Annotated in this window: 9 protein-coding genes and 4 tRNA genes; 2 read left to right on the top strand and 11 right to left on the bottom strand. The window is 44.4% G+C overall.

From position 1 onward, the window contains the following. Positions 1-61: 61 nt before the first annotated feature. Together ACXAFM_RS17435 and topA are read right to left on the bottom strand one after the other, a co-directional pair. Positions 62-613, bottom strand: a complete 552-nt coding sequence (locus tag ACXAFM_RS17435) for a DUF2058 domain-containing protein (RefSeq protein WP_474831249.1) — start codon at positions 611-613, stop codon at positions 62-64. 137 nt (positions 614-750) lie between these two features. Next, entirely contained in the window at positions 751-3,411 is a 2,661-nt protein-coding gene (topA, locus tag ACXAFM_RS17430) for a type I DNA topoisomerase (RefSeq protein ID WP_474831248.1), read from the bottom strand. 395 nt (positions 3,412-3,806) lie between these two features. On the opposite strand from topA, the gene astB reads away from it, so the two are divergent. Next, positions 3,807-5,147, top strand: coding sequence for an N-succinylarginine dihydrolase (gene astB / locus ACXAFM_RS17425; RefSeq protein WP_474831247.1), 1,341 nt, complete (start codon positions 3,807-3,809; stop codon positions 5,145-5,147). A gap of 344 nt (positions 5,148-5,491) precedes the next feature. Here the strand turns inward: astB and ACXAFM_RS17420 are convergent, their stop codons facing one another. Next, complete coding sequence (locus ACXAFM_RS17420) at positions 5,492-8,068, bottom strand: beta strand repeat-containing protein (RefSeq protein ID WP_474835525.1); 2,577 nt, start codon at positions 8,066-8,068, stop codon at positions 5,492-5,494. 114 nt (positions 8,069-8,182) lie between these two features. Between ACXAFM_RS17420 and ACXAFM_RS17415 the strand changes: the two genes are divergently transcribed. After that, a complete protein-coding gene (locus tag ACXAFM_RS17415) occupies positions 8,183-9,529 on the top strand; it encodes a dicarboxylate/amino acid:cation symporter (protein WP_474831245.1) in 1,347 nt (448 codons plus the stop codon). 179 nt (positions 9,530-9,708) lie between these two features. Here ACXAFM_RS17415 and ACXAFM_RS17410 read toward each other — a convergent pair whose 3' ends face one another. The 8 genes from ACXAFM_RS17410 to ACXAFM_RS17375 form a co-directional block, all read right to left on the bottom strand. Beyond that, entirely contained in the window at positions 9,709-10,935 is a 1,227-nt protein-coding gene (locus ACXAFM_RS17410; RefSeq protein ID WP_474831244.1) for a lipoprotein-releasing ABC transporter permease subunit, read from the bottom strand. After that, the gene (gene lolD / locus ACXAFM_RS17405) at positions 10,922-11,632 is read right to left on the bottom strand and encodes a lipoprotein-releasing ABC transporter ATP-binding protein LolD (RefSeq protein WP_474835524.1); all 711 of its coding nucleotides are present in this window, start codon (positions 11,630-11,632) and stop codon (positions 10,922-10,924) included. The genes ACXAFM_RS17410 and lolD overlap by 14 nt, the downstream gene beginning before the upstream one ends. 87 nt (positions 11,633-11,719) lie before the next feature. Beyond that, positions 11,720-13,273 carry an EAL domain-containing protein gene (locus ACXAFM_RS17400; protein WP_474835523.1) on the bottom strand — a complete coding sequence of 518 codons (1,554 nt, stop codon included), beginning with the start codon at positions 13,271-13,273 and terminating at the stop codon, positions 11,720-11,722. Positions 13,274-13,584: 311 nt separating this feature from the next. Further along, positions 13,585-13,661 (bottom strand) — tRNA-Asp (locus tag ACXAFM_RS17395). A gap of 32 nt (positions 13,662-13,693) precedes the next feature. Next, positions 13,694-13,770 (bottom strand) — tRNA-Asp (locus ACXAFM_RS17390). 30 nt (positions 13,771-13,800) lie between these two features. Then, a tRNA-Asp gene (locus ACXAFM_RS17385) sits at positions 13,801-13,877 on the bottom strand. 30 nt (positions 13,878-13,907) lie between these two features. Continuing rightward, positions 13,908-13,984: transfer RNA gene (locus ACXAFM_RS17380), tRNA-Asp, on the bottom strand. 216 nt (positions 13,985-14,200) lie between these two features. Then, positions 14,201-15,697, bottom strand: coding sequence for a TIGR03503 family protein (locus ACXAFM_RS17375; protein ID WP_474835522.1), 1,497 nt, complete (start codon positions 15,695-15,697; stop codon positions 14,201-14,203). Positions 15,698-15,738 lie beyond the last annotated feature (41 nt).

Raw genomic sequence — 15,738 nt, 5'->3', positions numbered from 1 at the left:
AAGAAAAACCTACTCACCACACAGTTCACCTAAAGGCAAAAAAGTGGTGAGTTTTGGAGGATTACCAGGTTAAATCGTCTGGGATTTCGTAGTCGGCATACCAGTCGTCTTCATCTTCGTCTTTTCCATCGCTACCACTTTTATCTAAATCGGCGCGATATATAATTGAAGATTCATCACGCTGAGCAATCTTGTCAGCAACCGGCGTTGGAACGAGCTCGTAAGCATCGTCAAGTAATACTACTGTCAAACGACCTTTCGTCACTTGCCTGTGCATTTCTTCACTCACATACATGCGCTTTACCACGTTATCGTGAGTAAAATTGAGTAAAGCTTCACCCTTGCGCGGCTGTTTATTAACGTTAATAAGCTGCCTTACTTGAGCCGCAATCGAACGTTTTTCACGTTCTTCCTGCTGCAATTGGTTAAGCTCACGTGAGCGGGCTTTTTTCTCTTCCGCCGCTTTCTGAGCTGCTAACGTCGCCTCGTCTACCACTGGCTGTTTTTGCTTATTTTTCTGTTTTTGCTTTTTGCGTTTATCAGCGCGTGCTTGTTTTGCCGTCGCTTTATCAGCCAACCCTGCTTTCAAAAGTTGATCTTGTAAAGAGGCCATAATTCACTCTCTATTAATGTAGTAATAAACCTTGCATGAAGCGAGTTGCAAGTCTTCATTGTGTGTCTTAAAACGTAATAAGCCCGAATAAATCCGGGCTTATTGCTTAGGCTTCAAAGTATTATATTAACTTTGAATTACTTTTTCTTGGCTTTTGACTTTGCCGCAGGCTTTTTCGCTGCTTGCTCCTGCCATTTACCGTTGTCGTACCATGCCGACCATCCGGTTGCTTTTCCGCTGTCGTTTTCAGACATCACATACTGCTGTTTGGTCTTTCTGCTGTAGCGAACTATTGCAGGGTTACCGTCAGGGTCCGTTTTTGGCGCATCAGCAAGGTAATAGAACTTCGGCGAAATTCTATCTCTAAAGCGTGCAAGTTCTTCGACTTTCGGAGCACGAGTCTCACGAGATTTAGGGAAGTTATGCGCTGCCAAGAAGATACCTGAAGCACCGTCACGCAGCATGAAATGCGCATCCGACTTTTCACACGGAAGCTCTGGTAAATCGACCGGATCTTCTTTTGGCGGCGCAGCTTCGCCATTTCTCAGTAACTTACGAGTATTTTTACATTCTTCGTTAGTACAACCGAAGTATTTACCAAATCGACCGTTTTTAAGCTCCATATCGCTACCGCATTTATCGCATTCGATAATGGGGCCATCATAGCCTTTAATTTTGAATGTGCCTGTCTCTACCAATGTGCCATCACACGTTGGCGTATTACCACACACATGAAGTTTACGGGTTTCATCGACCAGATAACTGTCCATCGCCGTGCCACACTTAGGACAACGCTTTTTAGAGCGAAGCGCTTCTGTTTCAAGCTCTTCTTCATCGTCCACTTTCACGACTTCATCACCAGGCGTTAAATTCATGGTGTTAGTGCAGCGCTCTTTGGGCGGTAAATTATAACCTGAACAGCCCAAGAATACGCCAGTAGACGCGGTTCTCACGTTCATTTCGCGGCCGCATTTGTCGCATTCAATGCCCGCAGGTATTGCCTGATTTAAGCGCATACCGCCCTCTTCAGGGTCTTTTTCGGCGGTTAGCAGTTTTCCATAGAAGTCACTATAGAACTCATTAAGAACATCTTTCCAATCTTTATTGCCTTCAGCAATATCATCAAGATGTTGCTCCATGTTAGCCGTGAAGTCATAGCTCATGAGATCGTCGAAGTTTTCCATCAGGCGATCGTTTACTATCTCTCCCATTTTCTCGGCGTAAAAACGTTTGTTTTCTAAACGCACATAGCCGCGATCTTGTATGGTTGAAATGATGCTAGCATACGTAGAAGGACGACCAATGCCGCGTTTTTCAAGCTCTTTTACCAAAGACGCTTCATTGAATCGCGCCACAGGCTTAGTGAAGTGTTGCTTAGGATCAAGGGCTTTTAAGTCAAGCACATCGCCTTTCTGAACATCCGGCAACATAAGCTCTTCGTCGCCTTTTTTGCGAAGCTGTGGCTGCACGCGCGTCCAACCGTCAAACTTAAGTACACGGCCTTTTGCTGTAAGTTCGTAGTCTCCTGCCGCCACTTTAATCGTAGTTGCATCGTACTTAGCCGGTGTCATTTGACACGCTAAGAACTGGCGCCAAATAAGCTCATAAAGACGTTGTGCATCGCGCTCCATATCCCCTAAACTCGCCGCACTAATGCTCACATTTGAAGGACGAATCGCTTCGTGCGCTTCTTGTGCGCCTTCTTTGCTCCCATAGCGAATTGGCGAATCTGGTAGGTATTTTCCACCAAAATTATCTGAGATATATGCTCGCGCGCTGTCTACTGCCTCTTGACTCAAATTGGTCGAGTCAGTACGCATATAGGTGATGTAACCCGCTTCATAAAGACGCTGAGCCATCATCATGGTTTTCTTTACACCAAAGCCCAACCGCGTGCTCGCTGCTTGTTGCAGCGTAGAGGTAATAAATGGCGCGGAAGGGCGACTTTGCGTTGGCTTCGACTCGCGGCTTTCTACCGTGTAATTAGCGCCTTCTAGGTCAGCGAGAGCCTTATCTGTTTCGGCCTTGTTTTTAGGCTTAAACGCATTACCTTGGTGCTTGGCAACCAACATACGAAGCGCTGCTTTTTGCTGGCTGGTCAAGTCTGCGTGAACGTCCCAAAACTCTTCTGGTACGAAGGCTTTTATCTCTCGTTCGCGCTCAACAACGAGCCTAACCGCTACCGACTGAACACGCCCTGCAGAAAGGCCTCGAGCAATCTTTTTCCACAGAAGTGGCGATACCATAAAGCCTACAACACGGTCTAGGAATCGGCGTGCCTGTTGCGCATTAACTCGAGATATATTTAGCTCACCCGGGTCTGAAAACGCGTCTTGTATCGCGTTTTTGGTAATTTCGTTAAAAACGACCCGCTGATAAGTCTTATCTTTTTTGCCTAATAATTCTTGTAAGTGCCAAGCAATCGCCTCTCCCTCGCGGTCCAAATCCGTTGCGAGATAGATAGTGTCGGCGTCTTTTGCGAGCTTTTTAAGTTCGTTGACTACCTTTTCTTTGCCCTGCAGCACCTGATAGTGAGCCTTCCAGTCTTTTTCTGGATCAACGCCCATTCTGTCTACAAGTTTTAAGTATTCGTGACGACGAAGATATTCTTGACGCTCTTCTTCGCCTAAAGTTTTGAGTTCTTTAGCCGGTTTTTTAGGCTCTACTTTGCCTAACGCCTTCGTTGGAAGATCTCGCACGTGGCCAACCGAACTTTTTACGATAAAATCTTTGCCAAGATATTTATTTATCGTTTTTGCTTTGGCTGGTGACTCGACTATGACCAGTGATTTTGCCATATAATTGAACTAAACCTATTGATTTTTAATGACTATTTACGTCAAATTCTGAAATTTGGAGCAACCTTGCACTATATATAGGGTGCTCGCTCTTTTTTAACATATATCTACAAAGTGAATGGAAAACAAGATCTTCTTCATACTTATTCTTCCTACCGCTCTAAACGCGCACAAAAACTGTACAATAAATAAACAGTGCGATTGGCATCGGTCTTAAAAGCCGTATAATGCCAGCCATTCCAACCTGAACTAACAACGAGCTCAGGTTTAAAGAAGTGCTGCGTTTGCCCCTGTACAAAAGCGAAAGCGCTACAACTGCAATTAATTTAGTCGCAGAATCTTTAAGAACTTAGCATATGGGGTCAACAGCAAAAACTACAAGAATGAGGGAAAGTATGAAGCAGTTTGAAGTTAATTTTGATGGTCTTGTTGGGCCTACCCATAACTATGCCGGTTTGTCGTTTGGTAACGTCGCTTCCCTAAACAACGCTAATGCAAAGAGCAGTCCTAGACAAGCTGCTAAGCAAGGCCTTGCTAAGGCAAAAGCGCTGGCCGATATGGGAATGGTTCAAGGTGTGTTAGCTCCGCAAGAACGCCCTGATATCGCTGCGCTTCGTCGCCTAGGTTTTACTGGTTCCGATGCTCGTGTGCTAGAAAGCGCTGCAAAGCAGTCTCGCGAGATTTTCTTAGCGTGTTGCTCTGCCAGTAGCATGTGGACTGCAAATGCCGCCACTGTGTCTCCTAGCGCCGATACTGCTGATGGTCGCGTTCACTTTACGCCAGCAAACTTAACAAACAAGTTTCATCGCTCATTAGAGCCTCAAGTTACGGGCAACATTCTGCGCGGCACGTTCGCCAATGAAAAGCACTTTGCTCATCACCAACATTTGCCAGACAACGAGCATTTTGGTGATGAAGGCGCAGCCAACCACACGCGACTTTGCAGTAACTATGGCCAGGCTGGCATAGAGTTATTTGTTTATGGCCGCCATGCATTTGATACCAGCAAACCGGCGCCGAAAAAATATCCGGCTCGCCAAACCTTAGAAGCCTGCCAAGCCGTCGCGCGTTTGCATGGCCTTGACGAGGATGGTGTGGTTTACATGCAGCAAAACCCTGACGTTATCGACCAAGGCGTATTCCACAACGACGTAATCGCGGTAGGTAACCAGAATGTACTGTTCTTCCACGAGCAAGCGTTTTACCACAAAGACGCAGGATTTAAAGAGCTTCAAGCTAAATTTGGTAGCGAGCCGCTTCATTTTATCGAAGTGCCTACTGCTGAAGTGTCTGTTCAAGACGCAGTAAAAACCTACTTGTTCAATACGCAAATCATAACCCTTCCAAGCGGCGATATGACCATTATCGCGCCAACTGAGTGCCAAGAAAACGAAGCCGTTAAACGTTATTTAGACAAGCTGGTAACTCTGGGTACGCCAATTAAGTCGGTCAATTATTTTGATGTTAAGCAAAGCATGCGTAATGGCGGCGGCCCGGCGTGTCTTCGTTTGCGTGTTGCCATGAACGACCAAGAGCTTGAAGCAGTAAATCAAAATACGCTAATTAACGAAACTCAATTTGCCCGCTTAAATACTTGGGTCGATAAGCACTATCGTGATGAATTAAGTGAAGATGATCTGCGCGACCCGCAGTTGCTAATTGAATCTCGTACAGCACTAGATGAGCTTACACAAATTCTGAAGCTTGGTTCGGTTTATCCTTTCCAAATGGGTTAGTGATTCATACCAATCCGCATAGATAAGCGCCCACTCAGAAGGCGTTGGCAAGTTTCCTAGCGAAGCGTGGAATGCAGGAATGTGTCCCATTTCAAATTCGCAGAATGAAACTAGGAAGCTTGCCAGACCTTCCCGAAGGACGAGTGTTTAAAATGTCCTTAGTCTTTGTTGTGTCACCTTGATGTATAACCACTATACCTGCGGTAACACGCCGCGATTACTAAAATTTTAACTCTCGCTGAGTGCGTAATTATCTATGCGGACTGGTATTACGTGCAAACGGTATACTCTTCAACACAAAACAAAGCCGGCATATAGCCGGCTTTTTTAGTGTTAAACACTTATTAAGGTGTAACTTCTGTACATTGGTCTGTGACACCAAAAGGGTTCGCCGGCGGAGAAGCACCTTCATCGGTCAAATCGTCTGCTGAAATACCTAGGGTATAGTTCATAGATGCTTTCGCTTCAGTTCCCGTTGACTGGCCATTAACAGATATTACCGCGTCATACCAAACCGCATAACTTCTTGGGTAACGGTATTCTAGCTCTGCAAAACCGTTTTCATCGGTAACTGCATTACCTCCTGCAAACGAAATTGTACCAACAAGTCCTGGCGTCAACATTCCATCTTTGTTAGTGTCTTCATCTTTTGGCGTTGTATCTAAGAAGCCATTGTCATTGTCGTCTTCAGATCTACATTCCTGATTGACAATGGGAACCCATTGGCTTTCAAGATCATCGTAAACCCAGAAGCCAGTTCTATATTGTCCGTCGTCAACAAACTTAACCGGCGTAACCGACGCGGTTAAATTTACACCGCTAACAGGTTGACCCACTGAGTCAGACACAAAAACACCAAAGCGCTTAAGATAAAACGTTGTATTCGGCTCTTCAATTTCATTACCAGTACCAATTGAAATATCAAATGCGCGGGCTCCAACCGTTAGCACTACTTCATCTTCAATATCAGAGTCATCTGCCACAAAAGCAGTGATAACAACCGCGTCTTGTGTTGAAACAGACCCTGAAGTGAATACTGTTGTTGCAATACCTTTGCTGTCAGTGGTCGCTTGAGAAGGAGATACAAAGCCGGTTGATACGTCTGAAACCGTAAAATTCACCACACTATTTTTGACAAGGTTACCATCCACATCTCTTACTACAGCACTGATTGTACTTGTCTGGCCATCTGGTCCTAACAAGTCCTTAGATGCATCGGCAATTAACGTATCTGGTGTAGTAGCAATAAACTCAATTTGAGTAAGTGCAGATACCAATACTTCACCACTATCATCAGTGGCCGTAGCCGTAATTGAAGAGATACCAGCACTGTTTGAGCTAATAGATATTGTAGCTCGGCCATCAGCATCGGTTACAGCATCGGTTACAACATCTGTATCGCCTGCAAGCGTTCCTCTTGAAGCACTAAAGGTTACTTCTTCGCCCACTACAGGTGCATTGTCTTGTCGCCACTGAACAGTAATAGATTGAGACTGCCCTACTGGGATTTCCTCTTCAGGTAAATTAACAAAGTTAAATTCGTCTTGCTGAACTTGTACCGTAAATTCTGAGCTAACGTTTAACGCAGAGGCGGTGATCGTATCGCTTCCTGAAGTAGAAGAAGTGTAAGTGACCGTTGCTTGGCCCGCAGGACCTGTATTCACTGTGTCTACAACTTGGCCATCGACTGTCAGTGTGCCAAGCGCTGCACTTAAAGTAATATCAGTGTTTTCAATTGAATTACCATCTGAGTCTTGAACGCGAATGTTATACTCTACACTGTCGTTCAAGATAACCGATGACGCTCCGTTTATCGTTACTTCTGTCCCAGTAACAGTAATAGCAATATTTTGCGAAAGGCTGCCCGCCCCTGCTGTTACTGTGATAGTACGCTCAGAAGCATCGTTTCTAGAGGTAAGGATAGCGCGAGCTGTTCCGTCTGCGGCTGTTTCAGGTTGGATTAGCTGGATTTCCACACCATCGCCTGTCGCCGCCGAGAAGCTTACTTCAACACCTTCCATCAACACGCTTTGTTCGTTTTTTACCAGTGCAATAAGCTCTACATCATCTGTACCGCTTGACGCTAGTTGGATGCTATTTGCGAAAAGCTCAAGAGACGCTGGCTCTTCACTCACCGTGGTACTGCCTTCAGAACTAAAGGTTGTTGAGTCTGTAACACCGCTAGGTAAAGTCGCTGTCACTTCGCCATCGCCAGAAGCACTACCTACTGACATACCTATTGTAGCTATCCCTTCAGCATTAGTTAGTGCAGTAGCAGTGTCGTTAGAAAAGGTGGCAAGGTCATCGTTACTTAATGAAAAAGTAAGTAGGAGGTCTGCCTGAGGTTCGCCCAATGAATTCGTTACTGTCGCCACTGCCGTTAAAGCATTACTAGAAGAAAGACTATTATCGGCCTCGCCACTATTATTTAGCAACGAAAGCGAAACACTTACAGTTGAAGGATCTGTACCACTTACTGCAGTAGCCGAAAATGTGGTAGTTCCTGTCTCGCCACTTGAAAGCGCAGCAGTAATTTCACCATCACCCGACGCTGTGCTTGCATTTAAACGAAGTCTGGCTACACCGTCTGAGTCAGTGCGCGCAGTCCCCGTGTCGTTACCAAACTCTGCTAGCTCATCATTGCTCAATGTGAATGTTAAAAGCGCATCTGAATGAGGGTTACCATCTTCATCTGTTACCGTCGCCACAGCAAACAAGCTGTTGCTTTCTGATAGATTGTTGTCGCTTTCACCGCTCTCATTCTCTAAAGATACAGCTATTGAGTAGGTAGATGTAGTTGTTCCGCCGTCTCCGCTTCCATTATCCGTGTTATCCCGAGAGACTGAAGAGCCGCCTCCACCACATGCTGTTAGTATAATAATCGTGCTAATTAGGCTTAGCATTCTCGCTAATGTCGACATAATTCGTTCCTGAACCTCTTTTATTGACAATTGCGTCGTTTTTTATGTTTAAAAATCAACTGAATCTGGCACACTACCATAGATTAAAAATATAAAAATGCACAGGAAACTTTGATGTCTTCATCTGCACATAAATATAGTTTAACCGCTCGGATCTTTATCGGTATGGCTACCGGTATATTAACTGGCGTTATTCTCCAACTATTGTTCGATGATAGCGGAGATTTTACTTTTTCAATATTCGGTTTAGAGCTTTCAACGTATAACATTCTTGTTGAAGGTATATTTTCCACTCTCGGTCAAATATTCATCGCCAGCTTAAAAATGCTAGTGGTCCCCCTTGTTTTTGTTTCCCTTATTTGTGGAACCAGCACCTTGTCAGACCCAAGCAAACTGGGGAGATTAGGTGCAAAGTCTGTTGGATTATATATTGTCACAACAGCAATTGCTATAACACTAGCTATGAGTATTGCTTTGATAGTAGCGCCGGGAGACGGGCTAAATTTAACAACTGAAACAGCGTTTCAAGCGAAAGAAGCACCTAGCCTGTCAGACGTTATTGTTAACATGTTTCCTAGCAACCCCATAAACTCTATGGCGCAGGGAAATATGCTTCAAATTATTGTTTTTGCTGTACTCTTTGGTATAGCAATGGCAATGACGGGTGACGCGGGCAAGCGCCTTACCGCTATTTTTGAAGACATCAATACAGTTATCATGCGCCTTGTTACTATTATCATGAACTTAGCGCCTTACGGCGTGTTCGTGTTAATGGCAAAGCTCTTCTCCACAATAGGTGGCGATACCATATTAAGCTTAGCCAAATACTTCTTCCTGGTATTTGGCGTTCTGATTCTTCACGGTCTTGTTACCTACTCTGTTTTACTCAAAGTTTTGGCGGGCTTGAACCCGGTCATATTGTTGAAAAAAATGCGTGATGCTGCACTTTTCGCTTTTAGTACGTCGAGCAGCAGCGCTACTCTTCCGGTCACTATGGAAACCGCTAAAAACAAATTGGGTGTGGGTAATTCAGTTTCTTCATTCACTCTGCCTTTGGGCGCAACAATTAACATGGACGGTACCGCCATCATGCAAGGTGTAGCGACGGTATTCATTGCTCAGGTGTACGCCGTCGATTTAAGCCTAAGCGACTATATGATGGTAGTACTTACCGCCACGCTTGCTTCTATCGGAACCGCTGGTGTACCTGGTGTTGGCCTTATTATGTTGGCGATGGTCTTACAGCAGGTGAACTTACCCGTTGAAGGTATTGCGCTTATTATCGGCGTAGACAGATTGCTTGATATGACCCGTACCGCAGTTAATATTACCGGTGACTGCATGGTGTCATGCGTTGTTGCTAAGAGTGAGGGCGCATTAGATGAGAGTGTTTACAACGACCCTAAAGCTGGTTTGAAACAAGAAGATGTAGATTTCGAGCACTTCAAAAAGAACAGTTAGCAAGGGTTTGGAGCCCACTTGGTGGGCTCTACACTTAACGTAAGTGGCGTACAAGAACAGCCGTTAAATACAGAGAAGGCCAGCATAATTTGCTGGCCTTCTTATTAATTAACGTTGTGTTGTTGGGCCAGTGAACATTAGTCGCAGATCTATGAAGCCATAGTCCGTTTTATCATTGGCTAGTGAAGCGCAGAAGATGGCGATACTTTAGCAGCTTTTTGCGCTGGATATAGCGTTGCACCTACGCTTAAAAACATGGCCACAACAACGGTTATTAGGACATCCTGCCAGTGTAAACTTGACGGCAGGAAATCAATAAAATAAATATCTCCAGACAAAATTTCTACACCTAACGAGGTTTCGATAAAGCGAACAATATCCGACAAATTGGGCGCTACCAGCAAGGCAAGCGTAACGCCAACGGTAATGCCGACAAATCCATTTATAACCCCTTGCAGCACGAATGTATTGCGGATTAAGCTATCGTTGGCTCCCATAGTTTTTAAAATGGCAATAGCAGCCTGCTTGTCTCTAACCGCCATCACTAACGATGACACTATATTGAAGCAAGCTACGGCAATCACTAACGTAAGCGCAATATAAACCACGGACCTTACTAGCTGAATGTCGTTGTATAAATGCCCTTGAGTACGTGTCCAGTCAGACATGTAAACGGCTTGAGGGTAGCTATAACCAATATCCCGCATGGTATCGTATGCTGAAAAAGGATCGTTAAGGGTAAACTGAATACCTTGGGCTTTAGATGTAATACCGATAGCTTCCGATGCGACCGCTAAATGCATCAGCCCAAGCTGATTGTCTAGCTCACCACCAACAGATAGTACACCTGCGATAGTTAGCGTAATGGAACGTGGCGCCTTAAAGGTTAAATCATGCGTGGTTTGAGGTATTAATAGCTGAACTGTGTCACCTATATTTAGCTTCATTGAAGACATAATACCTTTACCAACAAGCAATCCATCAGATTGCTTTGAAAAGTCTAGCCAATCTTGACTAGCTACTCTTTCAGCGTATTGATCACCAACCTGATTTACTGGGATACCGGTAACGCTAATGGCCTTTAATTCACCTTTCGACTGCAGCATGCCTGTTAAACCTGTGTAAGGGGTTACCGATGCGATACGGCTATCTTGAGAAAAGCGGTAAAGCTGAGCATCTAAATTCTCTATTCCACTTTCGCTTTTACTGTATAGCTCGCCGTGTGGAACCACGCTTAAAATACGACTCGTTAGCTCTTTTTCAAAACCGTTCATAACACTAAGCAGCACGATAAGAACAAAACATCCAAGACCAATACCAATAGTCGATGACATTGATATAAACGAAATAAAGCGCTGTTCGGAACCTGCTTTTCTAAATCTCTTAGCCAATTCAAGGGCGAGCATTTTGACTCTCCACAAGCAATGCTTCGCTGGCTAACCGGCCATCTTTGATCTTCAACACCCTATCCATTTTCGCAGCAAGCGCAATATCGTGAGTCACCACCACAAAAGCAGTGCCCTTTTTATCACTTAAACTTGTCAAGAGCTTATAAATTTGTTCACCCGTAGAATCATCCAAATTCCCGGTGGGTTCATCGGCAAGCACCACAGAAGGTTCGGTAACCAACGCACGGGCTATTGCTACACGCTGTCGCTCGCCTCCCGACATGGTTGAGGGTAAATGATCCGCTCGATGGGAAAGTCCAACTTCGTCTAACATAACCTTAGCTTTACTATGCGCTGCTTTTGTCGGCAGCCCTCTTATTCTAAGCGGCATCGCAATGTTTTCTAAGGCAGTGAATTCACCAAGTAGATGATGAAATTGGTAAATAAACCCCATTTCGTCATTGCGAAGTTTAGCTAACGCATTACCAGAAAGTTTACCAAGGGGTTTTCCATTGAATTCCACTTCGCCGCTGGAGGGTTTATCTAAACCTCCAAGTATATGTAGTAACGTACTTTTTCCCGAACCGGAACTTCCTAAAATGGCTACATGTTCACCAGCTTTTATAGAAAGAGAAACATCGTGTAATACGGGGGTGGCGTTACTGCCATCTTGATAGGTTTTATTAATATTGCTGCAAATTAGCACGTCCTGCATGCGACTGTTCTTCTATAGTTTCCAGACGGTGAATGGTAGCGCTAAACACTACCAACACCAACTGAAAAATAACAGCGCTAAAACGTGTTATTGTGTGTCTTGGACGCTTTTAGCTAGCGCATCGGCAGACTGAGGCTTGCCAAACAACCACCCTTGGCCAAACCCGATAGTCAAGCCCTTCAGTTCATTACACTGTTCGGTATTTTCGACGCCTTCTGCAATCAGGTCGACGTTTAACCCCTCGGCGATGCTGACAATATGTGGAATAAGTGACGAACGAATACTGTTGTCTTCCATATCCATAACAAAACTTCTATCTATTTTAAGATAGTCGCAGTTCAAGATTTTAAGCTGACTTAAGTTAGAGTAACCCACACCAAAATCATCAATAGCAAATAAGAAGCCTTTGCTTTTGAGAGACTTGATATGTTTAACGGCACTATGAGTAGCTATCTGTTCGTCCTCAGTAATTTCCAAGACCAACTTAAAGTTTTTGACGTTCATCTCAAGAACAAAATCTAAGTCTAAACAATCTTCTCTTGTAAAATCAAAAGGGAAAAGGTTAAACGATACTTTGAACCCTTCAGGAATATTCGGGTTTTCGTTAAGCTCTTTCATCGCTGTTGTTATCATATCTATGGTGAATTCCCACGTCATATCCTGCTCTTTGACTTGAGGAATAAACTCATCAGGATAAATAGGCCCGAATTCGTCTTCAAACCTACTCAGTACTTCACAACCAATTACTTTGCCGGTATCTAAATCAACGAAAGGCTGATAGAGGCTATAGAACTTATGTTCTTTCAGGCCTTTACTCACACGAGATTCCAAAGAGCGGCGACGGCGTAAATAATTAAACATTAACATATGCGTTAACGCTGCGGTCATCAACATGGCAAAGACAAATAAGACGATTTTCCCTGAGTGTAAATCTAATACTCTGCCGTGATCAGATTTCACTTTTAAGCAAGTGTTGTTGTAGCGCTCGTCACACAATATAAATTGTAAAGAGAAATAGCCAGTGCGTGCATTCATTTCATCCTCACTAAGTCTTGTGTCAACCAAGCCAGGGTTACCTGCTATATGATAAAATTGACCGCCATTGTAAAAAAGCTGCCAATCTTGTGTGTAGCTGTAGCCAATTACACTGTCCATATCTAATACGGCGTTGTAGCGCCCACGCTGTACGATGGTGCCCGTAGCCTGCTTATCAAAAAGTTGTAAAGGTGTATTTATCCAGAATGCATCGCCAAGCTGCGTATAAAAGTCGGGCTCAACTTCTTTAAACGGCGTATCTAGAATACCAAGATAAGTACTACACTTAAGTTCATTATTCTCATAAAAACCAATCTCTTTAACAAAGCGAGAGCGAAATAAGGTTTTGCGCATTTCGGCCAAATTATCGAGTTCACAGGATTGGTAAGGCAATGCGTTAAGGTAATCGAGAGTAATTTCAGCATCTCTGAAGACAAGACGAACATTGTCCAGAATTTCTTTGGCTCGGCTTTCTTCTTGTTCTTTGATAAACACAAACATAACGATGGCAAGGATAAGTGTTACCAAAGCTACGCTTAATAGAGAAACGCCAATCGCTTTTAAGTTATCTGCAAGAAAATACCGTTTTTGATCGCTTTTATTCATAATTTCCATTGTTATTAAGCACTGTCGCCCTAAACGTAGTACAGATTCAAAAAAAAACACTACGACTTTAGGTCACATATTACTGTTTGTTGAATAGTTTTTGACGAACTGTTGTTGAGTGCGTAATACCAGCCTGCATAAAGCAAGGTGCTCAAGTAACGAAAGATAAAAGCAATGTAAATCTTGGTAAGGCGTGTTTGAAATAATACAAACGGAATACTAACGTTGTATTTGAGTTGTGACTGAAGAAAATAGGTGTAATTTGGAGATAACCCCGAACGGGGAATTTGTAATAGAAAGCGAATCATTAATGGCGGAGCGGACGGGACTCGAACCCGCGACCCCCGGCGTGACAGGCCGGTATTCTAACCAACTGAACTACCGCTCCGCAGTAATGATGAGCGCGCGTTTTTCGATTAATGGCGGAGCGGACGGGACTCGAACCCGCGACCCCCGGCGTGACAGGCCGGTATTCTAACCAACTGAACTACCGCTCCACATAATCGAGATTGCGCTGTATAACTAAATGGCGGAGCGGACGGGACTCGAACCCGCGACCCCCGGCGTGACAGGCCGGTATTCTAACCAACTGAACTACCGCTCCGAAGACCTTTTAGTTATACCATTGAAAGAGTGGCGGAGCGGACGGGACTCGAACCCGCGACCCCCGGCGTGACAGGCCGGTATTCTAACCAACTGAACTACCGCTCCACATCTTCAATGTTATCAGTGAGTTGACTTGACTGTTGTTGCCCTGTCCCCTGACTGCGGCGCAGATAATACGTATTCCCCCATGTGGAGTCAACGCTTTTTATTAATAAAATTGTCATCTGCGGTTTGTTTGCCTGTTAAATAGACATTATGTCGAAATAAAATTCAAAGTGAACAATTTAACATCGCATAATCACAACTGTGATAATACACGCTTTAGGATTTTTCCGGCTTGCTCCCTTTCTTAAACATGCCCATCAACTTTTTAAACCCTTTAGGCGCTTCCTCCATAGAGAGATCGGCATCTGTCGTGGCCGAGCTTTGCTTTGCTGGTTCAGGCGATGATGTAGAAGACGTGCGCTTTTTGCGCATAAAAATAATAACCGCAGCAGCAATGACGCCGATAATAACTATAGACCCGTTGACCGCTATCAAAATAATGGTCAAGGTTCCGTTATCCATTTCCTTTTCCGAAGACTCTTCATTTGGCGTAATTGCGGCGGGATTCAGCTCAGGCGACGTAACAAGTGGCGCGCTCCCGTCGACGATTGGGTCTTTTCCATCTATTAGTGGGTCTTCAACTTCAGGCTCTTGCGGCCCCTCTGCAACAAAACTAAATTCAGGCACATCTAAAATGAAGTCTCGCCCGTTCACTGTTGTTCCATACGCCGTAATCTTAACTCTAAAAATGCCTTCCTCATAAGCAACAATTAGATGCTCACGAGGCTCACTGCCCCCCTCTGTCAAAGAAAAGTTCTGCATGTCTGCATTGGGGAACTTTACTTTTCCATCCACAAGTAAAGACTCAATATCCACGAGCTCCCGATCAACATCAATTATGATCTTGTGGTAGCCATTACCACCGCCATTCATTTCAACGTCAATAGAAACAGGGTTGTTATGTAAGACAATCGGTTGGCTTTCTTGCTCACGGGTATACATGGGAGTAATAACGCGAAAAACGGGCTTCCACTCACCCGCCGGTATTTTTAAATTAAATTGCCCGGTAAAGACACCGTCTGCTGGGCGTTCGTCCATTCCTCGGCCGTCGTCTTGAAACGTAGCAATATTTTGATCGCCTGAACCAAAATTTCCGAAATTAGGATTGTTCGTACTTTTAAATTCAATATCGAGCTCGACCACATCTCTAAACTGCTTGTTATCAATAGGCTCGCCGTTATTAGTGAGATACGCCGTAGATTTTAAAATTTCACCGGCAAATAAAACGTCAGGTAACGGGTCTGCATGCAGCTCTATGTTCGATATCACCATGACGCGGCTCTCTGGCAACACCTGGCCAACGGCCTGCCACGGTCCAGCAACTGGGTTTTTAATGGTGATCATGTCGAAGGTGTCGGCATCGAACCACTCTACTTTGTCTTCGTCCACTCGCCCCTGGAACAGCTTAGACCCATCTGGTCTCACAAGTACAACCGGGGCAGAGCCATACTCTCTGAAGAAAACCATAGTGATTTCTTCAACGTTGTAATCAACACGAAATCGGTTTTGTAAAAGCTTTATTGAGTTTGTATAGCTGTCGCCTAAATCAGTAAGCGGCGAAGTATCAACATCTTGATTATTTGACTGAGGGTTTTGAATTGCACTATCTGCGAGCTGCCTAGCGGCATCGCGCTCGTCTTCTTGCGACTGAGCGCCAGCGCTTAAGTGTATAAAAAGCGATAAAATAATTCCCCAAGAAAACCACACTCTCACGCTACGCTGCTCCTGCACTGTTTGGCTATTTTATTTCTATT

The sequence above is a fragment of the Alteromonas sp. ABD4_190 genome (assembly GCF_056160105.1).
The sequence above is the reverse complement of the archived record's forward strand: the minus strand, read 5'-3'. Positions and strand labels throughout refer to the sequence as shown.

Coding starts and splice junctions, on each gene's coding strand:
- ACXAFM_RS17435 (WP_474831249.1), bottom strand. CDS start 613: ATGGCCTCTTTACAAGATCAACTTTTGAAAGCAGGGTTGGCTGATAAA.
- topA (WP_474831248.1), bottom strand. CDS start 3,411: ATGGCAAAATCACTGGTCATAGTCGAGTCACCAGCCAAAGCAAAAACG.
- astB (WP_474831247.1), top strand. CDS start 3,807: ATGAAGCAGTTTGAAGTTAATTTTGATGGTCTTGTTGGGCCTACCCAT.
- ACXAFM_RS17420 (WP_474835525.1), bottom strand. CDS start 8,068: ATGTCGACATTAGCGAGAATGCTAAGCCTAATTAGCACGATTATTATA.
- ACXAFM_RS17415 (WP_474831245.1), top strand. CDS start 8,183: ATGTCTTCATCTGCACATAAATATAGTTTAACCGCTCGGATCTTTATC.
- ACXAFM_RS17410 (WP_474831244.1), bottom strand. CDS start 10,935: ATGCTCGCCCTTGAATTGGCTAAGAGATTTAGAAAAGCAGGTTCCGAA.
- lolD (WP_474835524.1), bottom strand. CDS start 11,632: ATGCAGGACGTGCTAATTTGCAGCAATATTAATAAAACCTATCAAGAT.
- ACXAFM_RS17400 (WP_474835523.1), bottom strand. CDS start 13,273: ATGAATAAAAGCGATCAAAAACGGTATTTTCTTGCAGATAACTTAAAA.